21 protein-coding genes are annotated in these 26,650 nt (G+C 46.3%); 13 read left to right on the plus strand and 8 right to left on the minus strand.

Annotated elements, in window-relative coordinates:
• Window positions 1-9: 9 nt before the first annotated feature.
• The gene (locus K0H61_RS03595; RefSeq protein WP_220051400.1) at window positions 10-1,536 is read right to left on the minus strand and encodes a Re/Si-specific NAD(P)(+) transhydrogenase subunit alpha; all 1,527 of its coding nucleotides are present in this window, start codon (window positions 1,534-1,536) and stop codon (window positions 10-12) included.
• A gap of 415 nt (window positions 1,537-1,951) precedes the next feature.
• On the opposite strand from K0H61_RS03595, the gene K0H61_RS03600 reads away from it, so the two are divergent.
• From K0H61_RS03600 to K0H61_RS03620, 5 genes are all read left to right on the plus strand, one after another.
• Entirely contained in the window at window positions 1,952-3,760 is a 1,809-nt protein-coding gene (locus K0H61_RS03600; protein WP_220051401.1) for an assimilatory sulfite reductase (NADPH) flavoprotein subunit, read from the plus strand.
• Window positions 3,761-3,869: 109 nt separating this feature from the next.
• Entirely contained in the window at window positions 3,870-5,567 is a 1,698-nt protein-coding gene (cysI, locus tag K0H61_RS03605) for an assimilatory sulfite reductase (NADPH) hemoprotein subunit (RefSeq protein WP_220051402.1), read from the plus strand.
• Complete coding sequence (locus K0H61_RS03610) at window positions 5,560-6,354, plus strand: phosphoadenylyl-sulfate reductase (protein ID WP_220051403.1); 795 nt, start codon at window positions 5,560-5,562, stop codon at window positions 6,352-6,354. Before cysI ends, K0H61_RS03610 begins: the two co-directional genes overlap by 8 nt.
• Before the next feature lie 721 nt (window positions 6,355-7,075).
• Window positions 7,076-7,849 (plus strand): monofunctional biosynthetic peptidoglycan transglycosylase, encoded by a 774-nt coding sequence (gene mtgA / locus K0H61_RS03615; protein ID WP_220051404.1) that lies wholly within the window; start codon window positions 7,076-7,078, stop codon window positions 7,847-7,849.
• A 259-nt stretch (window positions 7,850-8,108) separates the two neighbouring features.
• The gene (locus tag K0H61_RS03620; protein WP_220051405.1) at window positions 8,109-9,842 is read left to right on the plus strand and encodes a hypothetical protein; all 1,734 of its coding nucleotides are present in this window, start codon (window positions 8,109-8,111) and stop codon (window positions 9,840-9,842) included.
• Between the two features lie 120 nt (window positions 9,843-9,962).
• Here K0H61_RS03620 and K0H61_RS03625 read toward each other — a convergent pair whose 3' ends face one another.
• Window positions 9,963-11,504 carry a S41 family peptidase gene (locus tag K0H61_RS03625; RefSeq protein ID WP_220051406.1) on the minus strand — a complete coding sequence of 514 codons (1,542 nt, stop codon included), beginning with the start codon at window positions 11,502-11,504 and terminating at the stop codon, window positions 9,963-9,965.
• Between the two features lie 377 nt (window positions 11,505-11,881).
• Window positions 11,882-12,766 (minus strand): phospholipase A, encoded by an 885-nt coding sequence (locus K0H61_RS03630; protein ID WP_220051407.1) that lies wholly within the window; start codon window positions 12,764-12,766, stop codon window positions 11,882-11,884.
• A gap of 418 nt (window positions 12,767-13,184) precedes the next feature.
• On the opposite strand from K0H61_RS03630, the gene cobA reads away from it, so the two are divergent.
• From cobA to cysC, 5 genes are all read left to right on the plus strand, one after another.
• Complete coding sequence (gene cobA / locus K0H61_RS03635; protein ID WP_220051408.1) at window positions 13,185-14,003, plus strand: uroporphyrinogen-III C-methyltransferase; 819 nt, start codon at window positions 13,185-13,187, stop codon at window positions 14,001-14,003.
• A 105-nt stretch (window positions 14,004-14,108) separates the two neighbouring features.
• A complete protein-coding gene (gene cysD, locus K0H61_RS03640; RefSeq protein WP_220051409.1) occupies window positions 14,109-15,035 on the plus strand; it encodes a sulfate adenylyltransferase subunit CysD in 927 nt (308 codons plus the stop codon).
• Window positions 15,036-15,115: 80 nt separating this feature from the next.
• Window positions 15,116-16,558: a sulfate adenylyltransferase subunit CysN gene (gene cysN / locus K0H61_RS03645; RefSeq protein ID WP_220051410.1), complete on the plus strand. Its 1,443-nt coding sequence runs from the start codon at window positions 15,116-15,118 to the stop codon at window positions 16,556-16,558.
• A gap of 3 nt (window positions 16,559-16,561) precedes the next feature.
• Complete coding sequence (locus K0H61_RS03650; RefSeq protein WP_220051411.1) at window positions 16,562-18,286, plus strand: SLC13 family permease; 1,725 nt, start codon at window positions 16,562-16,564, stop codon at window positions 18,284-18,286.
• Between the two features lie 73 nt (window positions 18,287-18,359).
• A complete protein-coding gene (gene cysC / locus K0H61_RS03655) occupies window positions 18,360-18,989 on the plus strand; it encodes an adenylyl-sulfate kinase (RefSeq protein WP_220051412.1) in 630 nt (209 codons plus the stop codon).
• Window positions 18,990-19,018: 29 nt separating this feature from the next.
• On the opposite strand, the gene K0H61_RS03660 is transcribed toward cysC, so the two are convergent.
• Entirely contained in the window at window positions 19,019-19,855 is an 837-nt protein-coding gene (locus tag K0H61_RS03660; RefSeq protein WP_220051413.1) for a TIGR03899 family protein, read from the minus strand.
• 89 nt (window positions 19,856-19,944) lie between these two features.
• Complete coding sequence (locus K0H61_RS03665; RefSeq protein ID WP_220051414.1) at window positions 19,945-21,147, minus strand: MFS transporter; 1,203 nt, start codon at window positions 21,145-21,147, stop codon at window positions 19,945-19,947.
• A gap of 378 nt (window positions 21,148-21,525) precedes the next feature.
• On the opposite strand from K0H61_RS03665, the gene hemG reads away from it, so the two are divergent.
• The 3 genes from hemG (at window position 21,526) to K0H61_RS03680 (ending at window position 23,881) form a co-directional block, all read left to right on the plus strand.
• Complete coding sequence (hemG, locus tag K0H61_RS03670) at window positions 21,526-22,047, plus strand: menaquinone-dependent protoporphyrinogen IX dehydrogenase (protein WP_220051415.1); 522 nt, start codon at window positions 21,526-21,528, stop codon at window positions 22,045-22,047.
• 34 nt (window positions 22,048-22,081) lie between these two features.
• Window positions 22,082-22,597 (plus strand): cytochrome b/b6 domain-containing protein, encoded by a 516-nt coding sequence (locus K0H61_RS03675; RefSeq protein ID WP_220051416.1) that lies wholly within the window; start codon window positions 22,082-22,084, stop codon window positions 22,595-22,597.
• Window positions 22,598-22,879: 282 nt separating this feature from the next.
• Window positions 22,880-23,881: a DUF4382 domain-containing protein gene (locus tag K0H61_RS03680; protein WP_220051417.1), complete on the plus strand. Its 1,002-nt coding sequence runs from the start codon at window positions 22,880-22,882 to the stop codon at window positions 23,879-23,881.
• An 84-nt stretch (window positions 23,882-23,965) separates the two neighbouring features.
• On the opposite strand, the gene K0H61_RS03685 is transcribed toward K0H61_RS03680, so the two are convergent.
• From K0H61_RS03685 to nfsB, 3 genes are all read right to left on the minus strand, one after another.
• Complete coding sequence (locus K0H61_RS03685) at window positions 23,966-24,718, minus strand: DsbA family protein (RefSeq protein WP_220051418.1); 753 nt, start codon at window positions 24,716-24,718, stop codon at window positions 23,966-23,968.
• Window positions 24,719-24,974: 256 nt separating this feature from the next.
• A complete protein-coding gene (locus K0H61_RS03690) occupies window positions 24,975-25,619 on the minus strand; it encodes a DNA-J related domain-containing protein (protein WP_220051419.1) in 645 nt (214 codons plus the stop codon).
• 275 nt (window positions 25,620-25,894) lie between these two features.
• Window positions 25,895-26,548, minus strand: a complete 654-nt coding sequence (nfsB, locus tag K0H61_RS03695) for an oxygen-insensitive NAD(P)H nitroreductase (RefSeq protein ID WP_220051420.1) — start codon at window positions 26,546-26,548, stop codon at window positions 25,895-25,897.
• Between the last annotated feature and the right edge of the window lie 102 nt (window positions 26,549-26,650).

Raw genomic sequence — 26,650 nt, forward strand, 5'->3', positions numbered from 1 at the left:
TATACCCCCTTAATCTTTACGGAACATCTTCAGCATGCGCTGAGTGACGGTGAAACCGCCAAAGATGTTAATACTGGCGATCAGCACGGCAATAAATGCCAGTACAGTGACCAAGGTAGACCCTTGACCAATCTGCAATAGTGCGCCGACCACGATAATGCCTGAAATTGCGTTAGTCACTGACATCAATGGCGTATGCAGTGAGTGGGACACGTTCCACACCACGTAATAGCCAACTACGCAAGACAGGATAAATACCGTAAAGTGGGATAAAAACTCTGCTGGCGCGACCGAAGCCACGGCGGCAAATCCTGCGGCCCCAAGTGCGGCAAGGATATATTTGAGTTTCGATGGTGGTTTCGCTTCCGCTTTTTTTGCTTCGACCTTAGCGGCAGGTTTAGCAGGTGCTGCCGAAACTGAAATCGCTGGTGGCGGGAAGGTGACTTCGCCTTCTTTAACTACTGTCATATTACGCATCACCACATCATCAAAATTGATGCTGGCAATGCCGTTTTTCTCTTTGCACATTAACTTCATCAGGTTGACGAGGTTAGTGCCATAGAGCTGAGAAGACTGCGCAGGTAAACGGCCTGGAAGGTCGGTAAAGCCAATCACCTTAACACCGTTGTCGGTGACAAACAGTTCGCTTGGCTGAGTGTATTCACAGTTTCCGCCAGCTTGCGCCGCCATATCGACGATCACAGAGCCGCTCTTCATGCTATCAACCATTTCCTTGGTAATAAGCTTAGGCGCAGGACGACCTGGAATAAGCGCCGTGGTAATAATGATGTCGACTTCTTTGGCCTGCTCGGCAAACAGCGCCATTTCGGCGGCAATAAATTCCTCGGACATGGTTTTGGCATATCCATCCGATGAACTGCCATCTTCATTGGTGAAATCAAGCTTTAAGAATTGACCACCCATGGATTCGATTTGCTCGGCCACTTCTAGGCGGGTATCGAAGGCGCGAACAATGGCACCTAATGATCCAGCAGTGCCAATAGCAGCAAGGCCGGCGACGCCAGCACCAATCACGAGTACTTTTGCCGGTGGTACTTTACCTGCGGCGGTAATTTGGCCGGTAAAGAAACGGCCAAAGTGATGCGCGGCCTCAACCACAGCGCGATAACCGCCGATGTTAGCCATCGATGAAAGCGCATCTAAAGACTGGGCGCGGGAAATACGCGGCACCATGTCCATGGCCATCACATTAATATTGCGTTTTGACAGTGTCTCAATCAACGCCGGATTTTGTGCCGGCCAGATAAAACTAATAAGGGTTGCGCCTTCTTTAATTTGCTCAATTTCGGCGTCTGTGGGGGCGTTGACTTTAAAAATCAAATCCGCTTGCCAAACCTCGGGTGTGATACTCGCTCCGGCCGCGACATAGGCGGCATCATCGAAACTTGATAGCAGACCCGCATTTGACTCAACGGCAACTTCAAAGCCGAGTTTTTTAAGTTGTTCGACGGTGGCTGGGGTCGCGGCGACCCGAGTCTCACCGACGAGACTCTCTCTCGGTATTCCAATCTGCATGCTTACTCCCTGGTGGTTTATATTCTAGTTCCGCATGAGTATGTTCTGTTGCTATGCCTAGGTAGGGCTAGGCCGCGGTTCAGAATGAACTCGTTTTAACGTGCGATAATTCGCGCATTCAATCTTGGTTGGAAATCTATGGATTACACAGACTTCACAGCGAGCAACAGGAGGTCACTGTACGGCAGGCTCGTCACCATTTTGGCAATACTTTTTTTCGACACAAGCTCATATTTCTAAAGCTGGTCGATTAAGCACTGGTCGGATCAAAAAATTTTAACCAGTGCACACTTTTGTAGCTTAATTTTCATCCTTTGTATATTCCAAAATGTAATTAAAAATTAAATTTTATTCTTTTTTGCTTTTCTGTAACCAAGATAAGCTGATGACCATTACACTGTCATAGGGCTGTCACATGTCGTTAACTGAACTTTCATCTCTGGCTTCGCCGCTGTCGCAACCGCAGGTCGAAAAGCTAAAACAACTCACTGCTGAATTAAACCCTGTGCAACTGGCTTGGGTCAGTGGCTATTTGGCTGCAACTGCCAATGCTGGCTTGGTGCCAAATGCTAGTGCTGTGACTGGTGTCGCCCAAACGACTGGGGCGCAAAGTGTAACGATTCTCTATGGCAGCCAAACGGGTAACGGCCGCGGTATTGCTAAAGCCCTTGCAGAGAAAGCAACGGCTCAGGGGTATAGCGTGAACCTTGCTTCGATGGGCGAATATAATGTCCGCCAACTCAAACAGGAATCCGTATTACTGCTAGTGGTGAGCACCCACGGTGAAGGTGAGGCGCCTGACGATGCGATTGAATTACATAAGTTCTTAGCTTCTAAGCGCGCGCCGCAATTAGCGGACTTACATTATTCAGTGTTGGCGCTGGGGGATTCGAGCTACGAGTTTTTCTGCCAAACGGGTAAGGATTTTGATTCGCGCCTTCAAGCCCTTGGCGCTAAATCATTATTGCCGCTGGTTGAATGCGATGTGGACTATGAAGCCGCAGCGGGTCAGTGGCATGCGGATGTGTTAGCTGCGGTAAAACCGCTGTTAGGTTCACAGGTTATTAGTGCACAAGCCAATTCGGTAACGAGTGCGACGGCTGAAAGTGAATTTACCAAGCAAAACCCCTATAGCGCTGAGGTTTTAATTAGCCAAAAAATTACCGGTCGTGATTCAGACCGAGATGTTCGCCACGTTGAAATTGATTTAGGCGAATCGGGTTTAAGCTATCAAGCGGGTGATGCTCTCGGTGTTTGGTTTAATAACAGCGAAGTGTTAGTCGATGAAATCCTTAACGGACTGTCATTGAGTGCCGATACGCAGGTGACTCTTGGCGAGCAATCCTTAAGCCTTAAACAGGCTCTAATTGAGAAGAAAGAGCTGACCCAGTTATATCCCGGGCTGGTTAAAGCCTGGGCAGAACTCAGCGAAAATGCTGAGTTACTGACTTTAAGCGAAGATAAAGAGCTGGTGCGTCAGTTTATTTTGCGCCACCAATTTGCCGATTTAGTTGCTCAGTATCCGGTTAATGAAAGCCTTGATGCCGACAAGTTATTGAGTGTACTGCGCCCACTGACCCCAAGACTCTATTCGATAGCCTCAAGCCAAAGCGAAGTGGATACCGAAGTGCATTTAACGGTTGCACTAGTAGAAGATGAGCGTAATGGTTATGCCCGTTTTGGCGGCGCGTCACAATTCTTGGCTCAAGCGCAAGAGGGAACAGAAGTTAAGATTTACGTTGAGCCTAACAAGAATTTCCGCCTACCCGAAGATGCTGAAACGCCAGTGATTATGATTGGCCCTGGCACAGGTGTTGCGCCGTTTCGCGCCTTTATGCAGGAGCGCGTTGCCCAAGGTATCAAGGGCAATAGCTGGTTATTCTTCGGCAATCCACATTTCGAACAGGACTTTCTCTATCAAACTGAGTGGCAGCAATACCTCAAAAATGGCGATTTAAGTCGAATTGATGTGGCATTTTCGCGGGATCAGGACCATAAAATTTATGTGCAACATCGCCTAAAAGAGCAAGGACAAGCCCTGTGGCAATGGCTGCAAAATGGCGCACATCTCTATATTTGTGGAGATGCCGAACGTATGGCGAAGGATGTACACCAAGCCCTGTTAGAGGTTGCCGTTGAATTTGGTGGCATGACCTTGGAGGCCGCAGAGGAATATTTTGAAACCCTTCGCAGCAATAAACGTTACCAAAAAGACGTGTACTAACCCTAAGTGCTATCAATAAATTTTTTATGATTGCAGCAGCGACTGATTGCAGTCATTGAACTGAATACCAAGGCAAATGTCCTTCCCAAAGAGCGTGGTAGAGAACAGCATGAGTGAGCAAAAGTTAGCCTTAAACGAATACCTAAAAACCGACAGTGATTATCTGCGTGGCACCATTAAGGAAGGCCTAGATTCTTCTGTTACGGGCAGTTTTAGCGATGGCGACCAGCAATTAATTAAATTCCACGGCTTCTATCAGCAGGATGACCGCGATCTGCGTAACGAGCGTAAAGAGCAGAAACTCGAGCCTTTATACAGCTTTATGCTGCGTGCCCGTGTGCCTGGTGGTGTGTGTACCCCTAAGCAATGGTTAGGTGTCGATGAAATTGCGTCGACTCTGACAAGCTCCAACAGCATTCGTTTAACCACGCGTCAGACGTTCCAATACCATGGTATTCCTAAGCGTAATTTAAAGACCATTATTCAAGGGCTTGATCGCGAAGCGCTGGATTCTATCGCGGCCTGCGGTGACGTAAACCGCAACGTAATGTGTAACCCGAATCCGGTTGAGTCTAAGCTGCATGCCCAAGCATACGAAGTGGCGAAAAAGCTGTCTGATCATCTGCTGCCGCACACCCGTGCCTACGCTGAAATCTGGTTAGATGAAGAAAAGCTGCTGTCGACCGAAGATGATGCCGTCGAACCTGTGTATGGTAAAACCTACCTGCCACGTAAGTTCAAAATGGCGGTGGCCGTGCCGCCTGACAACGACGTTGATGTTTACACCAACGACCTAGGCTTCATTGCTGTTGCCGAAGATGGCGAGCTGGTGGGCTTTAATCTCACCGCAGGCGGCGGCATGGGCTCAACCCATGGCGAGGTAGAAACCTTCCCACGTCTGGCCGATGACTTTGGTTTTATCAAAACCGATGATGTGATGAAGTTTGCTGAGGCTGTGATGACGGTTCAGCGCGACTGGGGTAACCGCACTAACCGTAAGCGTTCGCGGCTTAAGTACACCATTGTTGACCATGGTTATGAAAAGTTTAAAGCCGAAGTGGAAGCCCGCGCCGGAGTGAAGTTTGAGCCTAAGCGTGAGGTGGTCATTGGCGATCGTGGCGATCGTTATGGCTGGGTTGAAGGTGTCGATGGCAAATGGCATTTAACCCTATTTATCGAAAGCGGCCGTATTAAGGATGTGCCGGGTAAGAGTTTACAAACCGGTATGCGTGAAATCGCCAAGATCCACAAGGGCGATTTTAGAATGACTTCTAACCAGAATATGATTATTGCGGGTGTGGCGCCTGAGGATAAAGCAACGATCGAAGGTCTTGCCCGTAAACACGGATTACTTGGCCAAGTGCTGACACAAACCCGAGGTCATTCAATTGCTTGTGTGGCCCTGCCGACTTGCCCATTGGCAATGGCAGAAGCTGAGCGTTATTTCCCAGAGTTCATCGACCATGTGGACGCGCTGCAGGCAAAACACGGTATTAGCGATCAAGCCATTGTGGTGCGTATGACCGGCTGTCCAAACGGTTGCGCCCGTCCGTTTGCCGCTGAAATTGGCTTAGTGGGTAAGGCGCCTGGCCGTTACAACTTATACCTAGGTGCAAACTTTGAAGGTACACGCCTTAATAAAATGTACCGAGAGAACATTCAAGAAGCCGAGATCCTATCTGAACTCGATGGCTTGTTTGGCCGTTATGCAGTAGAGCGCAATGCAGGCGAAACCTTCGGTAACTTCACCGTTCGTGTGGGTGTTGTGAAAGAAGTTATTGATGCTGCTAAGGATTTTCATGGCTGATCTGAATGAAGCTCAAACTGCTTCTAGTTTAAATCCTCTTAAAAGCGTTATCAGTAGCAGCGAACTTAAGGCGCTGCTAACTGCGCCAAAAGAAGTGCAGCAGGCTGAGCTTGAGCGGATTAATCAGTTCCTCGCGGGGCTGACTGCGCAGGAGCGAGTGCTCTGGGGCTTAGCCTATCTGCCGGGTAATCACGCGCTGTCATCCAGTTTTGGGATCCAAGCTGCGGTGATGCTGCATTTAGTAAGCCAAGTGCAGTCGGATATTCCCGTTATCCTAACGGATACTGGCTACTTATTCCCTGAGACTTATCAGTTTATAGATGAGCTCACCGAGCGTTTAGCGCTGAATCTTAAGATTTACCAAGCGCCTATGACTTCTGCTTGGCAGGAGGCACGATTTGGTAAACTCTGGGAGCAGGGGCTTGAAGGGCTTGAGCGTTACAATCGGCTTAACAAAGTCGAACCGATGCAACGTGCACTTGCTGAATTAGAAGTGGGTACTTGGTTTGCAGGCCTTCGCCGCAGCCAAGCCAGTACCCGCGAAGCTTTACCGATTTTAGCAATCCATGGCACTCGGTTTAAATTGTTGCCCATCCTAGAATGGACGAATAAAGACGTACACCTCTATTTGCAGCAATTTGACTTGCCCTATCATCCCCTTTGGGAGCAAGGCTATGTTTCAGTAGGAGATACCCATTCGAGTAAACCACTTGAATTAGGGATGACCGAAGAGGAAACACGCTTTAATGGCCTCAAGCGAGAGTGCGGATTGCATTATGAAATTTAGCTATCATACTGATAAATAATAAAAAAACGCCTCATTTGTAGGCGTTTTTTATTACTCTTTTAATGTGATGATTGAATTTTGTTCTATTTTTGTTTTTGTCGGATTATTCATTTTTAATGTACGTTTAATTTTTGAAAAACACATTTAATACAACTGGTTGAGGCTAAGTTTTGTGGTAGGGCAAAATATTTTGTACATTTTTACTAACAGAGTTATGCACATTAGAGATTTATAAGTTATATTTCAAAGTTCCCGTAGATGGTTTTGTGGGAGTGCGCTGTGTAGTCGTTATCCATACAGACGATTACCAAGTGGAGTTGTGGTATATCGCTATTGACGGGCTGAGTTTGCTGTGTAGCGATAGAACGAAACCTAAAGCAGCTGAAATCTCAAAAAAACCTGACTCGCCTATGCGAGTAGAAGCAGTTTGATTGACTTGCTAGCCCTCGTTAATCTCTCCAAATCACCTCGGTCAGCTGATGTTAAAGCTGCCGAGGTTGAGCCTTATGAGTCACATTTCATTCTCTTCATTGAATATTCACAATTTTCTGAGCACATTGCAGCCAATTTACATGCATCAATCTCGGAGAATGGCGTAAGTTATGCCAATATAGGCACAGCTGCTGTGTATTATCTTTACTTGAGAGACCTAGTTTTCACAGGTTTGGGAGAAAAATCATGTAGGACGCAGGGCTGCAGGAACTGTTCAAAGGACGATAGAATGACCCCCCCTATGTATGCCTCCCGTGATTTTGCAAATCCCTTGCGTAGTGAGCCACCAAAGAAGCCCCAAAAAACGATGATAAGACGAATTTTTGTCTGGGTGTTTAAATTAGTGCTGTTACTGTGGCTAAGTTCAATAGCCATGGTTGTATTACTGCGTTTTGTTGATCCCCCCATTTGGACATGGCGCATTGAGCGGGCGCTGTTCCCTCCTGCTCCTATTTCGCAGGTCAAACATCAATGGCAACCATTAGCCAACATTTCCCCTCAGATGCAACTTGCGGTGATTGCGGCTGAAGATCAAAAGTTTGCTAATCACAGTGGCTTTGATCTTGAGGCGATAACGAATGCGCTGGAATATAACCAGAAAGGAAACAAGGTGCGTGGTGCCAGTACCTTAAGTCAGCAAACCGCTAAAAATTTGTTTATGTGGTCGAGTCGAAGCTTTATTCGAAAGGGCATTGAAGCATGGTTTACCCTCTTGATGGAACTGGTTTGGGATAAGTCCCGAATTCTTGAGGTGTATCTGAATATTGTGGAATTTGGTCCTGGGATTTATGGGGCTGAGGCAGCTGCAAAACATTATTTTGGTAAACCCGCAGCAAAACTGACTAGCTATGAGGCTTCCTTACTTGCGGCCATATTGCCCAACCCTTGGACCTACAAAATTGCTCCGCCGAGTCGTTATGTCAGCCAGCGTTCTGCTTGGATCCGCAAGCAGATGAATCAACTTGGTCAAGTAACCTTAAATCGTGTGCATGCGGCCGATTGATTACACGTCAGTAAGGGATAACAAAGGCTAAATAATTAAGTTTATAAACCATTGTTTATCTTCTACTATTATTCTCAAGTACGCTAATTAAGTGTTAGTTTATTAAGCTAATTTGCACTGCCGTTTGCGACATCCCTAGGTAGATTGGTACCCAAATTTTTTAGTCGCCTTTAACATCTTAGGGGCTAAGCGTTGATATTCACTTTTGATTAGACTCCAGATACTGGCTGGAGCTGATGATGTTTAAATGGAGTTTTAGATGAAAAAGCTGTTAATTGCCGCCGCAGTCGTTGCTGCGGGTGCTGGAACTTATTGGTACAGTCAGCAGGGACAATTTGCAGGGATGTCAACCAATCCTGCCCTTGAGTATATTCCAGCCGATACAGTGGTATTTTCAGGGCAATTAAAGCCATTCCCTTTAAAAAACTATTTGCAGTCAGCTTCGGCTCAATATCAACAATTACCCGCAGAGACGCTTGCTGAATTGCAATCTGTGGATAGTCCTGCGGTGAAGTTTTTTGTGAGTTTTTATCAACAATACCTAGAGGGAATGAAGAAACCGGCCGCGCTTTTAACAAGCTTTGGTCTTGCTGATGAAATCCAAACTTATTTCTACACCTTAGGTGCCTTACCCGTTGTGAAAGTGGATGTTGCCCAAATTACGGCCTTTTGGGCTGTTTTAGATAAGGCGGAAAAAGACAGCGGTCTGAGCCATGAAATGCGTCAGCTTGCAGGTTTAGATTACCGTGCGTATCGCTTATCAGATGCCGATTCCGATGAAAAACTGGAACTGCTTTTTGCCTATAAGGATGGAGTGCTGACGGTAACTTTGTCGACTAAGGCGACTGAGCCCGAGCTATTGGAGTTGGCATTTGGGCTTAAGAAAGCAGAGCATTCGCTAGCCGCCTCTGGCATGGTAGAAGATATTATCCAAACCCATGGTTTTACCGAGGACAGCATCAGCTTTATTAATCATGTGGAAATCGTCAAGGCCATAACATCTGCCGATGGCAATATGCTGTCGAAGCAACTCACAAAGTTTCTGATGGCGGAAAACTTTGGCGAAGATCCGCTGGCGCCAATCCGCACTGAAGAGTGTCGCAACGAATTTAACGCGATAGCGGCAAACTGGCCGCGCACAGTCGCGGGGTTAACTGTGATGTCCGCCACGGGTAAAGAAAGTCATGTGGAGGGCAAGTTTGTTATTGAATCGAAAAATCAGCCGATTTTAACTGCACTGCAAAAAATGCGAGGCTTTATTCCTGCCCATCTGACCGATATCAATAGCTCAATTTTCTCCATGGGCGTTGGCCTAGATATGAATGAGCTGGCGCCGTCATTAGCCTCAATTTGGGATGATTTGCAAAAACCGCAATTTACCTGTGCGCCACTGGCAGAAATTCAAGCTGAGTTAAGCCAGCAGAGCCCTGCAATGCTCGGTATGTTTACTAGCATGGCCAATGGTGTGAAGGGGATGAGTGTTTCCCTGTTCGATTATCAGATGAGTGCAGAAGATAAAGAACCAGCACTGGCATCTTTAGATGCGTTAGTTAGCTTAAGTGCTGAAAATCCTTCGATGTTATTCAATATGGCTAAACCCTTTGTGCCTATGCTTGCCGATGTGCAGTTAGCCGATAATGGTGAGCCAACGGATCTTTCGGCGCTGCTAATGTTGCCGCCAGAGTTTAACATCAAGCCCATGTTGGCAATTAAAGGGCAACATTTAGTGGTGTATTCGGGTGAGAAGGGCCTTGCCCATGCAAACAATTTGGCCAAGGAACAACTTACGGCCAATGGGCTTTTCGGTCTGACGGCTGACTACGGCAAAATGTTTACTCCAATGGTGACGTTGCTAGAGTTGAGTGGCGAGCCAGTGCCGCCAGAAATGCAGATGCTAAAAAACTACAATATGCGTATTCAGTTTGGATTTGATGTGAATGATAAAGGCTTAGTGTTTGATTCTTTAATGAATATTAAAGCGACTGAGCAATAAAACTATCAATCAACAGTCACGTAAAAAGCCTGCTATTTGCAGGATTTTTACGTTAAGTCTTTTACTTCAAGCTTTTTGCTTTAGCGTGTCAAACTTCGCTCATTGACATATATCAATAACTTAATCGACAAAGGCAAATTTGGGCTGAACCCTAGGTTGAATCGGTTTTGGCGCTGCGGTTTTAACTAAACTGACTAATCCTTGCCATTCTATGTCGCTGTTTTGTGGAAGATAAATATCTGGCTCTGTGCCTTTACCTGAAAGAAGATTGCCCTTGGCATCGTAGGTAAGGGTACTGCTAAAAAGCACCTCTAAACCGCTGTTGGGAAGTGTTAGGTGATATTGTCTGGCGAAGTCTCCTGAGGTTTTCTCACCAATTAAATTGACCCTAGACCAGTTCTTAGTTCGGTAGGCAATCCATTCACATTCCTGGCGACATTGTGCGCTGACCAGTATTGCCAAGCGGTTCGTTCCTTCAGGGGCAACATCGGGTTTAGTACGAACATACCAGGGACTGAATGACCGATTATCGCCCTCCGGCAGTGTATTGGTGAGTTGTTGTCGCCTAAGGGATGATAGTTTAAGGGCATCTAAGGGGCGAAAGTTTAAGGGTTGTAGATAGTCATTTCTAAATTCAGTGGAGCGTCGATAACGGGCAAAGCCCATGATCTCAGCCCAGGGGCTGAGCCCTGTATTTTCTGCGGGCTGGATATCTTGATAGCGTGACAGCAAAGTCAGTAATCGGGGACTAAAACCTTTTGCTTCACGCAAATCGATGATCAACAGCGGATAGGTCATACCTTGTAGTAGTGTTTGCTGTAGGTTTTTATTGAGTTCAAACCCATACAAATCATCAATTTTTAGCATCACCGTATCCCTATTTATAGTTTCCAATCCATTGCCTGATAAGTGGTTTTTAACGGGAGCCAAGGTATTGAGCTTCTTCATTAGATGATTGAAGCTTATGTCTATTTCCTCTGGTTCATCCTTGGGCATAGAAGGGGCTTTATGGGCCAAAGCCATGGTCATCTGAGTAGTTTGCAGATCATCGTTACTGAGGGTCAGCAGCACATAGGGCTTGATGCTTAATCCTAGATCTTCGCGTAATAGATTGAGTTTTCTGAGCCAAACAGCTTGCATTTCTTGGCTCTCTTTTGCGGGTTCAGATAAGTAGGTTTGGCTAGTGCTTATCCATTTATTCAAGGGGATCCCGTCGATATGGGTGATAAAGGGAAACTCTGCACTAAGGGGAGAGTTATTTTTATCCAAGGCAAGCCATTGGGCATTTAAGGGGCGTAATATGAAGGGGATTTCAGTACTTTCATCCTTGAAATTACTGACAAGGCTTCCAGGATCTTTGATGCTATTGAGTAATTTTGTAAGCTCGGCGGCAAAGCGTTCCTTGGGGGTACTGTCTTGATATTGTTCGCTAATGAGTCCAGCTAAGTGATTTAATTGCTTGGTGCTATGTTGGCTATCGAGGGCGTAAAAGGCCGAATGCTGCTCGAGTTGCTGGAGTAGCACATAAAGATCCTGTCGAATATCTTGGGTAGATAATTCGTTAGGATGATTTTCTGGCGTTGCGATAAACGCGAGTTTTAGCAGGCTCGCGCCTATGATGATGCTCAGAATCCTGACGATAGCTCGATAGCTAAACTTCATGTTCCTCCATGATTTTTAACATATTAATGGCAAAAATGATGTGCAACTACTAGTGTGAAAACCTAGTTTTGCAATCAAAATCGACATTCCATGACCGTTACGCTTTTCCCTTAAAGCAATTTATCACCCGTTTGTGACGTTGGCGTAAAGTATTTAGGCTAATTTTTGTACTTTGTCACGTTTGAAATGTTTATAAAATTTGCAGACATCACCAGCAGTCGCACTGAGTGTCTAATTAAAAAGGGATTTCTAGATTGAATAGCGTGTTTTACCTAAGCGCGATAAAGTCCCTTAAGCAGGCTCTCATTCACCTGCATTAAGGAGCCTAGACTAAACACTTAGGCTAGGTATTTGCCTAATCTAATATACTGTTGTTATTAGAGAATATCATTGAGGGAAACTCCGATGCCGATGCGTTGGCCATGGTAGTTGTAGTCAATAAGGCTCTCACCGTAACCATTAAAATATTGGGTATACACCCTAAGGTTGCCAATGATGGGGTAACTCCAAGTGATTTCGGCCGATCCCCTATCTATGTCTTTTAAGTTGGACTTTAGCGTCAGGGTAAATCTATGTTCATCAAGACCATAGACACCAACAAACTCAGCCCTGCCAATATATTCATCTATGTCGGGATTATCGTCGCCACGGGGCTGGTGGATATCGGTCTTGGTATCCTCTGGGATACGCCACCATAACTTAGTGGAGAAGGCCAGCGGTCCTGCGTCAAAAATGAGTGTACCGTAGAGCCGATTCCAACTGCGGGACAATAGCCCAGATTTACCATTGGATTGATGGACGGCGCCAAACCCCCAAAAGGAGTTAGTCACACTACCGATTTTCCAATCATTGTTAAACAGCATAAAGATTTCGGGTTCGTGGTTGGTTTCCCTAAAAGGAGACGAAATTTCTTTGTTATAAACCTGCCAGTAGGATTGGTTGGTGTAGGCAAAAAACAGGTGGCCATTATCGCCAAATACGTTGTACCAGAGCGGAAATTTAAAGCTTATCTGGAACTTGGCCTCCATGTCCTTAAGGTTGTAATTGTCGTCGCTGGACTCTTGAGCAAAGGGCTCCATATTCGGATCGGGGTTATAAGTGACCGGAAGTAAATAATTTACCCTATGGGGAGTAATCACAAAGGGCCGCTCGGAGGTAGCCAGTTCATCCTTTACTCTATCTTTGATCAGTGATTCTTCGGCTTGTAAAGCTGTACAGGTGAATAATCCAAGTAATCCAATGAATTGAAAACTTTTCGACATTAATGCTCCTTGATGTCTTTATTGGCCTTTGCATCCTACTTTACTGTGTCAAAATGTAACCTGAATTGAATCCTATTACGCCATATCTTTACGCAACATAACCTTAGCGAAGGACGGCTCACAAGCCAAAGTCGATTACCGGTATAATTTTTAGCGATAAGTTAGCACTGGGATTGTTGATACATGGCTAATTTTGACGGATAAATAATCTCGAGTTAACAAGTATAAATTCTTTATATTCATGCTATTAAAGCATTCTCGCTGCGTTATTTACTTCTGTGCTTGGTGACCTTTAGCCGCGCATGCATTTCACAACTGCCTCATATATCTTTTGGGTATAAAAACTAATTATTTTATATTTATTATGGAATATCACAGGGGCTATATTGCTAACCATTAAGGTGATTTGGGGAATGTGATGGAAGTGTTATCTTTACCGGGCCAGTCGGCGAAGGGCAAAGTGTGGCTGGTTGGCGCAGGCCCTGGCGATGTAGAGCTACTCACGCTCAAGGCATGGCGCATTCTTAAATCCGCTGATGTGGTGCTCTTTGACGCCCTTGTCAGTCAGGACATCTTAAATCTCATCCCCAAGGACGCTGAGAAAATTGCCGTCGGCAAACGAGCGGGTAAACACAGTGCCGCCCAAGATGAAATTAATCAGCTGTTAGTCACCAAAGCTTTTACTCGTAAAAATGTCGTCCGCTTAAAGGGTGGCGATCCCTTTATTTTCGGTCGTGGCGGTGAAGAGCTACAAACCTTAGTTGAAGCGGGTGTTGAATTTGAAGTGGTACCGGGTATCACTGCCGCCAGCGGTACATCTGCCTATGCCGGTATCCCGCTAACCCACAGGGATTATGCCCAGGGCGTGACCTTTATCACTGGTCATTGTCAGCTCGAGAGTCGCCCCATGGATTGGCAAGCTTATGCTAATTCAAACAACACCTTAGTTGTGTATATGGGCATTTTGAATGCGGGCATTATCAGTCAAGGTCTGATTGGTGCCGGGCGTCATCCTAATACGCCTGTTGCCATTGTCTCTAAGGCGACCACCCGTGAGCAGCAACGATTCATTGGCCGCTTAGGGGAGCTTGAGCAGCTTGCGGCCAATCCTGAGTTACAAATGCCTGCACTGATGATTATTGGTGAGGTGGTTGAGCTGGCACACAGCTTAAATTGGTTTAATCCAGCGCAATATGAAGCTGGCACTGTCGATGCGCTGTTAGCGTCAAGACTCTAGTCGGTATTCAACCCACACTTGCGCAGCGAGCTGCGGCAAGCAAAAAGCAATTGAACAGAGTTAATCCTGCCCAATGGCAGTTTTTAAAGGTAAACGGAGAAGTGTATGGCCGAGCGTGATTTGAGCAAAATAAGTATGTTAAGCCACTTACAACAGCTTGAAGCGGAAAGTATTCAGATCATTCGTGAAGTCGCTGCTGAATTTGATAATCCAGTGATGTTGTATTCCATTGGAAAAGATTCCTCCGTGATGCTGCACCTTGCACGTAAAGCCTTTTATCCCGGCAAAATCCCATTTCCGTTGCTGCACGTCGATACGGGTTGGAAGTTTAAAGAAATGATCGCCTTTCGCGATGCCCAGGCGAAAAAATTTGGCTTTGAACTGCTGACCCACACCAATCCCGAAGGCGTTGCACAGGGCATTAATCCCTTCGAGCATGGCAGTGCAAAACACACCGATATCATGAAGACCCAAGCCTTAAAGCAGGCACTTAACCAGTATGGTTTCGATGCGGCATTTGGCGGCGCGCGCCGTGATGAGGAAAAGTCCCGATCTAAGGAAAGGGTCTATTCCTTCCGCGACCGTCACCACAGATGGGATCCTAAGAATCAACGTCCAGAGTTATGGCGCACCTACAATGGCGCGGTAAACAAGGGTGAGAGTATCCGAGTATTCCCGCTGTCAAATTGGACCGAACTCGATATTTGGCAATATATCTATCAAGAAAACATTGAGTTAGTCCCCTTGTATTTTGCGGCAAAACGCCCGGTGGTTGAGCGCAGTGGCCAATTGATCATGGCCGATGATGAGCGTATGCAGTTGCTAGAGGGTGAGCAGATCAAACAAGAAGTGGTGCGTTTTAGAACCTTAGGCTGCTATCCATTGACCGCGGCAATGCATTCGCAAGCGGATGATCTCGAAAAGATTATCGAAGAAATGCTGTTAACCCGCTCCAGTGAACGTCAGGGGCGTTTGATTGACTCGGATCAGAGTGCCTCGATGGAGCTGAAAAAACGCCAAGGCTATTTCTAATTCGCCCAGAGCTAACCCAATTTTCGCGGATGTGTTTGGCCTAACGCATTCAGCCAAGCAAGATTAAGAGTGAGATTAAGATGGATAAAGCGGTCAATAAAAACAATCGCATGGCGGCTGAAATCAGCCTGCACGGCGTGAAAGAATACCTTGCCCAGCAGCAACATAAGGGGCTATTACGCTTTCTAACCTGCGGCAGTGTCGACGACGGTAAGAGCACCTTAATCGGTCGTTTACTGCATGACAGCGCCCAAATCTATGAAGATCAGCTGGCAAGCCTAAAGAATGATAGTGCCAAGATGGGCACCACGGGTGAAGCCATTGACTTAGCCTTATTGGTTGACGGGCTACAGGCCGAGCGCGAGCAGGGCATAACCATTGATGTGGCTTACCGTTATTTTTCAAGTGATAAGCGTAAATTCATCATTGCCGATACCCCAGGGCATGAGCAGTACACCCGCAATATGGCGACCGGTGCCTCGACCTGTGATTTGGCCGTTATCCTAGTAGATGCGCGCTATGGTGTGCAGACCCAGACTAAACGCCATGCCTTTATTGCCTCTTTGCTCGGGATCCGTCACTTCGTAGTGGCGGTGAACAAGATGGATTTACTCGGCTTCGATGAGCAAGTATTCAATCGTATTCGTAGTGATTTCAGTGAGTTTGTAAAAAACTTTGGCGATCTGGATGTGCACTTTGTGCCGCTTTCAGCACTCAATGGCGATAACGTCGTTGAGCGCAGCCAGCAAACGCCTTGGTATCAAGGTGGAACGCTATTAGAGCTACTCGAAACTATCGACACCCAACGTGAACTTACCGCATTACCCGTGCGCTTCCCTGTGCAATATGTGTCCCGTCCAAACCTCGATTTCCGTGGTTTCGCCGGTACCTTGGCATCTGGGATTGTTAAAGTGGGTGACGAGCTGGTGGCATTACCTTCGGGTAAGCGCAGCAAGGTCGAGCGCATCGTGACCTTCGATGGCGATCTTGAGCAAGCGGTTGCGGGTCAAGCGATTACCCTCACCCTAGAGGATGAAATCGATATCTCCCGCGGTGATTTATTGGCAAAACCAGATTCTGCACCAGCGGTTGCCAACCAAGTGGTTGCCGACCTCGTGTGGATGGATGAAAAGCCGCTGCAGCTAGGACAGTTATACGATATTAAAGTGGCGGGTAAAAAGACCCAAGCCTCGGTTAGTGCTATCGAATATGTGGTCGATGTGAACACGCTCGAACGCAGCCAAGCCGAAATCTTAGGTTTAAATGTAATCGCCCGCGTCACCCTTGAACTCACCGAAGATATCGTCTTCGATGCTTACTCTTTAGTTCGTGATACCGGCGGGATGATCTTAATTGATCGTTTATCCAACGCGACAGTGGCCGCCGTGATGGTGGTATCTGGCCAACATGTTAGCAAGCAAACAGCCAGTCAATTCAGCGCCTTTGAGATTGAGTTTAATGCCCTAGTGCGTAAACACTTCCCACATTGGCAAGCAATTGATATTTCTAAATTAGGAGCATAATTTGTGAGCGACGCATGGCTGTTGGCAGTGGTGTTAATTGGACTTGTCACAGGGTTGATTGCTGGCCGCATTAACCCTGCCATGCTATTTTTGTTCGCTTTTTTGCTTTGTTATTTACTCGGCATGGTGGCGCTCGACACCGCTTTAACCAGTTTTACCAATACAGGCTTAGTGACCTTAGTGTTGCTCGTGTTGGCGGCGACGGCGCTCGAGAAGACCCCATTGCTTGGCAAGTTGAGTCAGGTGATTGGTCACAGCTCGCTTTCGGTCACTATGGCCAAGCTGGGGATTTCTACCGCGTTGTTATCGTCTTTTACTAATAACACCGCCGTAGTGGCATCCTTGATTGGCGTTGTTCGCCGTAATCAGGCACATGCGCCAGCTAAGTTATTGTTACCACTTAACTATGCGGCAATTTTAGGCGGCACTCTTACCCTGATTGGTACTTCGACCAATCTGATCGTAAACACCTTTGTCGAAAACGCCGGATTACCTCCACTAGGCTTCTTTGAGTTTACGCCCGTTGCCATGTTTATTGTGATCGCTTGTTTGCTGTTGCTGGTGATACTGTCAAGAACATTGCCCGACAGGCGTGAAGAATCGGCGGATGAAAGCTTGCCTTATCTGCTAGAGGCGCATGTTGCCAGTGCTTCCTCCTTAGTAGGACGAAGCGTTGTAGAGAACAAATTAAGGGCACTTAAAAAACTCTATCTAGTGGAACTTGAGCGCAGTGGTATTCGAATTAGCCCTGTGCCGCCGCAGCTGGTGTTGCAGTCCAATGATGTACTGCGCTTTAGTGGTGCGGTGGAGTCGGTGGAGCTATTGCATCAATTCGATGGCCTCGATTGGTTCGGCAAGCATCAGGCAAAGGGACAAAATCTTGTTGAAGCCGTGCTAGCCCCTTCATCGACCTTAGTGGGCAAGACCTTAAAATCGACCCAGTTTCGTGAGCAATTTGATGCGGCGGTAATGGCGATTCGCCGCGGTCAGCACCCGTTAAAGGGGGGGCTTGGGGATATCGTTCTGCAGCCCGGCGATGTGTTGTTGCTGACTCCTGGTGATCATTTTGGTAATCATGAGCGTTTAGGTGATGAATTTGCCGCGATCAGTGGTCTCGATTTATCGGTGCGTTTAGATAAACGTCGTAGCCAGTTTGTACTCTTTGGTTTTGTGGCGACGATAGGTTTGAGTCTGTTAAGTGTCTTGCCGCTCGCTAAGGGTTTGGTGTTATTACTGCTAAGTTACTTTGCGATTGGCGCTGTGAGTCTGTCTGAACTTAAACGACGTTTCCCCATCGAGTTAGTTGTTATTGTTGGCAGCGCGTTAGGGCTGGCAAATTTGATGATGAGCACAGGCCTGGCCGATGGTTTAGCCCAAAGCGTACTTAGTGCAATTAATGGTTTTGGCGCTTTCGGAGCCTTTATCGGTGTCTATTTGCTGACTTTGCTACTCACAGAGTTAGTGACGAACAATGCCGCCGCGGCGCTGGCGTTCCCTATCGCCTACGCCATTGCACTTAATTATGGTGTCGATCCGCGCCCCTTTATTATGGCGGTGGTGTTTGGGGCTAGCGCGAGTTTTATTTCCCCCTATGGGTATCAAACCAATTTGATGGTGTATAACGCGGGGAATTACCGATTTAGTGACTTTGTGCGTTTAGGTTTGCCGTTATCTGTGCTCTATTCGCTGATTGTGATTTTAATGGTGCCGGTGTTTTTTCCGTTTTGATGATCTGTTTTCCCTACATGAAGTCGCACTTGTTGGTTTAAGGTGCTGAGATTTAAGGTTTTGAGGATTGTATATGAGTAATATCGTGTGGCATCAACATCATGTCGATCAGGCTGCGAGAGCCAAACAGAAGGGGCAGCAACCGGTCTTACTTTGGTTTACTGGGCTCTCCGGTGCGGGGAAGTCGACTCTGGCGGGGGCGCTGGAGCATGCGCTGTTCGAGGCAGGGTTTCACACCTATTTGCTCGATGGTGACAATGTGCGCCATGGACTGTGTAAGGATCTGGGATTTAGCGTAGAAGATCGTGATGAGAACCTGCGCCGTGTGGGGGAAGTCGCAAAGCTGATGGTCGATGCCGGGCTTGTGGTGTTGTCGGCCTTTATTTCACCGACCAGAGAAGAGCGTGATTCGATTCGGGCACGCTTCCCTGCAGGGCAATTTATTGAAATCCATGTGTCTACACCACTTGAAGTGTGTGAGCAGCGCGATCCTAAGGGATTGTATGTGAAGGCCAGAAAAGGCGAAATCAGTAATTTTACAGGGATTTCATCCCCCTATGAGGCACCACTCGCGGCTGAACTGACCATAGATACCAGCAAGGGCGATTTGGCATCTCAAGTCACGGCGTTGGTGGATTATTTAAGTGCCATTGGGATTATTAATACCCTTAACGCAAGCAATAAAGCCCAAGCGATTGGCTGAACCAATCGATACGATATTCAATTTAGGCGTTAGTCAATTTTAAAATCTTTTGTAAACAGTACCTTGAGTGCTTCAAGGTACTCCTCATCCTGTTTAGGCAAGACTAACTGCGCCAACTCATCACCCACAGGGGTTAAACGGTAATAGCTAAACAGCAGATTTCCGCTCTTTGGGGTGAGCTTCATTTGTATTCCGGGCATGGCTAAGTGAATGGGCGTTTTACTGTTAAGTAGCCCTGTTTCAAACTCGCTGCTGTGGAGAATGCCCGCATCCACTAAGGTCAAAATGCTCGAATAGGGCAGGCCGAACTGTGACAACCCAAGCGTGATGTCATTCTGTTTTCGAAAGTATTTGCCTATCCCGCCCGAGTATTTATAGCCATTAATCAGCTTTAGGCGCTGCTCGTTATTAACCTTTGCAGACATACCTAGGGCTTTTTCTAGGATCTGCGCTTCCCTATGGGTTAGTTGTTTTAACAGCGCTAGGGTGCGCAGGCTGAAATTACCCGGATTAACAATTTCACTTGCCAAGATTCGCGCCCAAAGATCCTGCATCTTACGGTTATGGATTTGCTCCGCCATCAGGAAGAACTGATGGCTCCAGTCGGGATCAAGTTCAACCCCCGTCACATCCGATGGGGTGTATTTGAGGGCGAGGGCAAAAATGGTTTCGATATTCGCTTGATAACGGTGCGTAGTAAGGCGAGCACGCTGTGCAGCTCGCTCTGTAATAGTGGCACTCACCGCTTGAAAGGTGTTATCACTCCTAAGCCCCAGCTGTCGACCAAGTAATAGGGCCTTGCGGCGGGCGGAAGCATCCGAGGTGCCAGAATTATCTGCCAAGATTAAAATATCCGAATCTTTCATCTTCTCTGCCTTAATACATGACAACCAGCTAACGCTCGCGGCCGAACTAAGACCTAGGTTTTATTCTTGGGCCTTGTTATGGCGGATAATTAGCTATCGAGTTTTGGCGACGCTAACGGCTTAATCAACCCTATCCATTGGAATTCATTACCCGGCTGCGGGTTTCGCGGCACATTGGTGGCGAGAATCAATGAACAAACGGCAAAACCTGCGCCGATATAAAACACTAACGCAGGATCTGATAGCCAAAGTAAACCAAGCAGGGCGGGAATAACCACCGCGGCGATATGATTGATGGTAAAGCTAACCGACATAGTCGCAGCGATATCTTTACTGTCGGCAATCTTCTGAAAATAGGTTTTCATGGCAATCGCCATCGCAAATAACAGGTGGTCGATGACATAGAGCGCTGCCGCCATATGGGCTTGCTCGACCATAGCGTAACTGACGAAAATGCCAATCAAACCAATATATTCCACGATCAAGGCGTTACGCTCGCCAATGCGACCAATAAAGCGGCCAATGGCGGGTGCGAATAGCAGATTCACAACATAGTTAATCAGGAAAAGGACGGTGATTTCACTGACGCTGTAGCCAAATTTTTCAACCATCATAAAGCCCGCGAACACCATAAAGATTTGTCTGCGAGCGCCGGAAAAGAAAGTCAGCATGTAATACAGCCAATAGCGTTTTCGTAAAATGACTTTCTTATGCTGCACTTCGTGGGTTTCAAATGTGGGGTAATAGAGACTCATACTCAGCACCATCACGAGGCCTAAAATCCCAATAATAAGATACATTTGCCAGTAATCTAATTTAAGCCAAGTCATCACTAGCCAGATACTACCGTAGCCGACTAAGGCTGCAGCAGAGCGCCAGGCCAGCGCTTTACCCATAAAGCCTGCGGTTTCTTTTTTGTCGACCCATTGTAGGGTAAGTGATTGGTTTATGGTCTCAAAGTAATGGAATCCTACCGACATTAAGACCGTTGTCAGATAAAGCCCCAGAACCTCTGGGAATAATCCGGTAATGGCCACGCCGATACAAAGTAGCGCCAATGACAGTAGCGCAAAGGCCTGTTCACGAATAAGCAGTAGAACAAAAATGGCGGTAAAGGCTAAGAAACCAGGGATCTCGCGCAGACTTTGCAGCATGCCGATTTCGGCACCGGTGAATTGCGCTTTTTCAATCACAAAGTTGTTGAGCAGCGCTTGCCACACGGCAAACACCAGTGACATGACAAAGGTCATCCAAAGCAGCAGTGCTTTGGGCGTGGGGGTAATGTGTTTCATTGAATGGGTACTCAGGCGATAAGTAAATAGATGCTAAAGCTTTTATCCCCGTTAAGCTAGTTTAGGTTGGAGTTAACAGTTTGGCTGCTTGCGTGATGAATTTAGCAAGCGCTAATGTTTTTGTGAGCAAGTTAGAATTACCATCTATTACGTGTTATCTATGCCTAAGCCCGTGATCTATTTCATGTAATTTGCAGAGTAAATCACCTAGTATTCAATATCGTATTAGGCAGTAAGCTTTTGCATCAGAGATTGACTGCTCAATCCTCGTTACATTGCCGAATGTTAATTGGGGAAATGCAAAGCTTAGTGAATTAAAGCCGCCGTAGATGAAGGATTTGGCCGCTTTTCTGGTTTTTTAAGATAAACGAGGCTGATGTGAAAAACATTCTGATCATCTTTTCTACTGTGCATGGACAAACACGCAAGATCACTAATCAATTGGCTGGGCAGCTTAAAGACCTCGGAAACTCGGTGGTGATTGCCGATATAAAGTCTGCGCCGGCACTGGATTCTTTCGATAAGATCATTATTGGTGCCAGCATTCGCCATGGTAAGCACAATCCTGCACTCTATGAGTTTATTCAGCAGCATGAAAAGCAATTGACCGAGAAGGTGAATGGTTTTTTTTCGGTGAGCTTAGTTGCCCGTAAACCGGAAAAAAACACCCCCGAAACCAACCCCTATATGCAGGCATTTTTGACAAAAACGACCTGGCGTCCACAACTGTTACAAGTGTTTGGCGGTAACTTGAATTATCAAGGTTATAACACCATTGATAGAAATATCATCCGATTTATCATGTGGATAACTAAGGGGCCGACCGATGCGGCCACCAATGTGGAATATACTGACTGGCAAAAAGTGAATGATTTTGGCCTGAGGATCCATCAGGCCTAATCACAGACTTTAACAACGATAAAAAGGATATGCCTTGAATACGTTTTTTAGTGCACTGCTGACTCGGTTACATCTGTTGATTGTGCTTTCATGCACGCTGTTAGTGTGCACTAGCCCTTGGATTTTAATCGGTAAGAACCTTCGTAATCAGGCCTCAGCCTGGGATTATCTGCATGTGTATTTAGGGCTTGTTTGTGCAGCGCTTGCGCTGTTGTTTTTACTGCGTAACACCCTGCAAGGTAAATGGCATCAATATTATGCTTGGCTAGTGGGGGATTGGTCGCAGCTAGGCGCGGATATAAAAGGGCTCTTTAAAGGTCGATTGCCCGTTGCGGGTGGCAAGGGCCTGTTCAGTGCGATTGAAGGTATCGGCATGTTATTATTGCTTGCCACGGGGCTGAGTGGTGTGTTTTGGTTCGCCTATCAGGGGTCAGCCGCTGCCCTAGAATGGCGTGCTTACCATCAAATATTTGCCGATATTTTTGTCGGTTTTCTTGTCGTTCATCTAGTATTGGCGATAAGTCATATAATTGAATTTATTAGACAATAATAATTTCCCCCTCAAACTTAAAATACACCCTAGCCATACAAGCTGGGCTTTTTCATCATATTTCCACTGTTGATAAGATATACAATCTGCTAAAGCGTTCAGCTAGCGTTCATCGACAGCATGCACACTTGCCCCTAAACTTTAATTCAATATGCCTTTCCTTAAACCTTGTTTGTACTGGTTGTTTAACGCTTGTTAGCGGTGAACTTGCGACCATACCAATAGTATTTTAGGGAATGGGGCATTAAGAATGACTCTTGAACTCAGATATGAAGGTTTCCTATGAATATTCAAAAAACTGCTATTGCAGCTGTACTCGCTGGCCTGTTATTTGGCTGCGGCGGTTCGGATTCGAATGATGAACCACAAATGGCCACCTTTAGCTTAGGTGTTTCTGATAACCCTGCAGATGCCAAATCTGTCACTATCGCGTTCAAGCAAGTGGTTCTGAAGAACGAATCAGGTAGTTATTCATTCAATGTTGCGTCAAATGGCGAGCTGAAGTTTGTGGATCTTCTGGAGTATCAAGGCAGCGCCGTTAACACTCTAGTGAGCGGTCAGTCGATACCCGTTGGTGAATACCAAATGTGTATCTACATGAAAAACAATACAGCTGCGACGATCGACAGCTCGCATGTCACTACCTATGACGACGGCCTATTTGGCTTAGTGACTAACAGTAACGGTTCATGTGGTGGTGTTGGTGCTGAAGAGAGTGATACAGGTCGCCTGTTCTTCAATAAATCCTTCACTATTGCAGCGGGCGTAAACAGCTTCGTTGCCGAGTTTGATTTAAGCAAAGGTCTGCAGGATCCACATGGCAATAAGGACTACTGGACTCTGAAACCCACTTCTGTACAACTATTTAACCAATCAGACGTTGGCTCAATTACGGGTTCTGTTTCTGAAGAGGTAATGGCAAGCTGTGAGATGGCGGCGAACGGCTCAACGTTTTCTCCGGCTGTTTACCTATACCCTGCAAATACCACTCTTGAGCAAATGGTCGATTTTAGCTTAGAAGCCGATACTGAAACGGCTATTGCTCCTATCACTGCAGCCCGTGTGAATGAAGTGACAAATGCTGAAGGTCTAGTGATTGGCCACGATTATGAGTTTGGATTTGTTGTCGCAGGTAACTACAGCTTAGGTTATACCTGTTTAGCGCAAAATGACGATCCAGAAGTGGTCAACCTTGCTATTGATGCGGATGCGCCATTCTTTATCAATAACGCCGAAGTTGATGTCACTGTGACGGCAAACAGCGTGACTGAGCGCAATTTCTAATAAGCAATTGGAATAGGCTCAACCAATAAAAAAACCAGCAGAGATGCTGGTTTTTTATTAGCTAAAATTAACTTAGCGTCTTGATTAGCGTGTAGACTGATGACGTCTAAAGGCTAGCAGGGCAGCAAAAGCGATGAATAGCCAGTTCATGCTACCACCGGATTTTTCTGCTGTTTTAGCATCTTTTTCTACCGCCAGATAATTAATCAGTCCGATTAACTCATCTAAGGTTTTGATGCTGCTGAGATTGACCGCATATTTATCGTTGACGATAAAGGCAGGAACACTGTCTACGCGAAATTGGTTTTGTTGTTGTCGCCATAGGGCAAGACTTTCATCGGTTAACTTGTTGTCGGCAAGTTCATCATATTTGGCGCTATCGACGCCAAACTTGGCGAATACTTGCTTGATGTCATCGCGGCTATTGATTTGCACTTCATGCTTATGGCCAGGAGCACTGTGATCGTGGCCATGGGCGCCGGATTCACCTTGGATGGCTGTGAACATCGCATGGGTCAGGGCATCATTTTTACCCAGCTGGTGCATTACCGACAGTGAGCGCATGACCTCAGTGCCGATGTCGCTATTCATAAAGTCGACATGCTTAGTGTCAAATGTCACATCCTTATTTAAATTCGCTTTAATATCAGCTAAATAATTCACTTCCATATTGAAGCAATTATGGCAATAGAAGGAGAAAAACTCAGTCAGCTTTGGCTTTTCGCTAGGGGCTTTATCAGAGATTTGAGTGTAGTGAGTACCTTCAACGAAGTCTGCCGCAAAGCTAGTTAATGGTGCCACGATTAAGGCTACGGCCAAGGCGATTGGTTTAAGCATAGTTCCCCCAAAGTATTAATTCGATTCACCCTACGTTTGGGTGAAAGGCTGCTGTGTAGCTCGCTGAGTTTGTGTTATCGCATAGTGCGGATACAGATTGACTCAAAATGCTAACGGCCAACAGCCTATAAAGCGAGCATAAAATTGTTGGCTTAATTATCACTGAATCTGACTTTATAAAATGGGATAAATACGTGATCTGAAGCGTTTTTCCCCCTTGGATTGTCAGGAGTGCAAGGGGGATCACAGTTAGGGTTTAGGCGATATCTTTAAGGGATTGCCAGGCCTCACAGACTTCCCTAAAGCGTGCAGCATTCCCCTCAGGGCGGTCAGGGTGCCATTTTAACGCTAAACGGCGCCATTGTTTGCGAATGTCCCGCGAACTTGCGCTTTCATCCAGTTCAAACACCCTAAGGGCGTGACCCTTATTCATCAAGTTAACATTGAGGCCAATATAGCTTTTATAGCTGCTCCAGAAGGCTTCGAGCAGTTCGCGTACCACGTTCTCACTGGCGTCATAGTTGCTCCAGTCGAGGTAGTAATCCCTCAGTGAGGCGTCCTGATTAATGAGGGCATTTACATTTGCAGGAACGATGCGAAAAATCTGAATTTCCATGGCTTTAACTTGCAGCCATTGCTTGGGAAGCAAAATATCCTGCAGCTCGAATAGGGCATTCATCAGCAGAAAATTACGCTTAAACAAATCGTTACCGGGGTTTTCATCGAGCTGATGAATCAGCCCTTTGCTTTGAAGTTCGCTGGCGAGGTGATGGATTCTCCAGCTTTGGCAGGAGGCTTGAAGCACTGATAATACAGGCCAAATCAGTGGATTATCTCCTTTCATCTTGGAAACATGAGCTGATTGTGTCTGCTCGGTACGCGAAGGTTTTGCGAGTAGCATACTGACTGTCCCATCCTGTTCTTAGGCCAAAGGGGAGTGGTAATCGTGAGTCGTACTGCGACAATGGGTCTTAGCTTGGCGGCTAGACCTATAAAAAACGATTTTCACACTATGCCATAGGGCAAAAGATATGGTAAAGATGGATTTTTAGCCAGATGCTCGCTTTGTGAGTAAACCGCAAAAGTTTGTAAGTAACCCTTTGAAGACCATATAAATAAAAAATCCCCGAAGTATGGCTAATGGTTCGGGGACGATATTTGGATAGCGACTAAGAATTAAATCTCAGTAAAAATAACCTCTTGCTCTAGGCGAGACTTAGGTAGCTTAGCGTTAAAGTCTTCTTCTGAGCGGTAACCAAGGGCAACCACAACAGAAGCGCACAAGCCTTTTTCACGCAGACCTAATACTTGGTTGAGTTTAGTCGCATCGAAGCCTTCGATAGGGCAGGCATCAACATCGAGGATAGACGCGCCTAACATCAAAGTGCCGAGTGCAAGATAGACTTGTTTTTCCATCCAATGCTGCACGTCCTTGAGTTCATATTTATGCATATTGGCGAAGAAGGAGCGGCCTGTGTGCTGATTCTTTTTGGCCTCATCATTGGCAAAACGACCATCTTTAGCCTCTTGCTCTAACACTTGCAGCAGGTGATCTTCATCCAATTGGGTTCGAGTACAGAGCACTACTACGTGGGACGCATTAAGAATTTTTTGCGTGTTAAAGGCAAAATTTTCCGTTGCTTGCGCGATTAAGGCTTTTCCTTCGGTGGTGCCAGCAAGAACAAAGTGCCATGGCTGAGAGTTGGTCGATGATGGGCTAAATTGCAGCAGCGTTTTAATTTCTGCGATGGTGTCAGCCGGAATCGTCTTAGTTGGATCGAAGGCCTTAGTGGTGTAACGCTTTTTGGCAAGAGAACTTAACTCACTCATGTAACGGCTCCATTTCAGAAAGGAATACAATTTTAAAAGATGCATTTTAAGCGGGTTTGGTTAAAACACAATGTGATCGATACGGCTTAGTTTTAAAGAGTT

Source organism: Shewanella acanthi, assembly GCF_019457475.1.
Taxonomy (GTDB): Bacteria; Pseudomonadota; Gammaproteobacteria; order Enterobacterales; family Shewanellaceae; genus Shewanella; species Shewanella acanthi.

Coding starts and splice junctions, on each gene's coding strand:
- K0H61_RS03595 (WP_220051400.1), bottom strand. CDS start 1,536: ATGCAGATTGGAATACCGAGAGAGAGTCTCGTCGGTGAGACTCGGGTC.
- K0H61_RS03600 (WP_220051401.1), top strand. CDS start 1,952: ATGTCGTTAACTGAACTTTCATCTCTGGCTTCGCCGCTGTCGCAACCG.
- cysI (WP_220051402.1), top strand. CDS start 3,870: ATGAGTGAGCAAAAGTTAGCCTTAAACGAATACCTAAAAACCGACAGT.
- K0H61_RS03610 (WP_220051403.1), top strand. CDS start 5,560: ATGGCTGATCTGAATGAAGCTCAAACTGCTTCTAGTTTAAATCCTCTT.
- mtgA (WP_220051404.1), top strand. CDS start 7,076: ATGACCCCCCCTATGTATGCCTCCCGTGATTTTGCAAATCCCTTGCGT.
- K0H61_RS03620 (WP_220051405.1), top strand. CDS start 8,109: ATGAAAAAGCTGTTAATTGCCGCCGCAGTCGTTGCTGCGGGTGCTGGA.
- K0H61_RS03625 (WP_220051406.1), bottom strand. CDS start 11,504: ATGAAGTTTAGCTATCGAGCTATCGTCAGGATTCTGAGCATCATCATA.
- K0H61_RS03630 (WP_220051407.1), bottom strand. CDS start 12,766: ATGTCGAAAAGTTTTCAATTCATTGGATTACTTGGATTATTCACCTGT.
- cobA (WP_220051408.1), top strand. CDS start 13,185: ATGGAAGTGTTATCTTTACCGGGCCAGTCGGCGAAGGGCAAAGTGTGG.
- cysD (WP_220051409.1), top strand. CDS start 14,109: ATGGCCGAGCGTGATTTGAGCAAAATAAGTATGTTAAGCCACTTACAA.
- cysN (WP_220051410.1), top strand. CDS start 15,116: ATGGATAAAGCGGTCAATAAAAACAATCGCATGGCGGCTGAAATCAGC.
- cysC (WP_220051412.1), top strand. CDS start 18,360: ATGAGTAATATCGTGTGGCATCAACATCATGTCGATCAGGCTGCGAGA.
- K0H61_RS03660 (WP_220051413.1), bottom strand. CDS start 19,855: ATGAAAGATTCGGATATTTTAATCTTGGCAGATAATTCTGGCACCTCG.
- K0H61_RS03665 (WP_220051414.1), bottom strand. CDS start 21,147: ATGAAACACATTACCCCCACGCCCAAAGCACTGCTGCTTTGGATGACC.
- K0H61_RS03680 (WP_220051417.1), top strand. CDS start 22,880: ATGAATATTCAAAAAACTGCTATTGCAGCTGTACTCGCTGGCCTGTTA.
- K0H61_RS03685 (WP_220051418.1), bottom strand. CDS start 24,718: ATGCTTAAACCAATCGCCTTGGCCGTAGCCTTAATCGTGGCACCATTA.
- K0H61_RS03690 (WP_220051419.1), bottom strand. CDS start 25,619: ATGCTACTCGCAAAACCTTCGCGTACCGAGCAGACACAATCAGCTCAT.
- nfsB (WP_220051420.1), bottom strand. CDS start 26,548: ATGAGTGAGTTAAGTTCTCTTGCCAAAAAGCGTTACACCACTAAGGCC.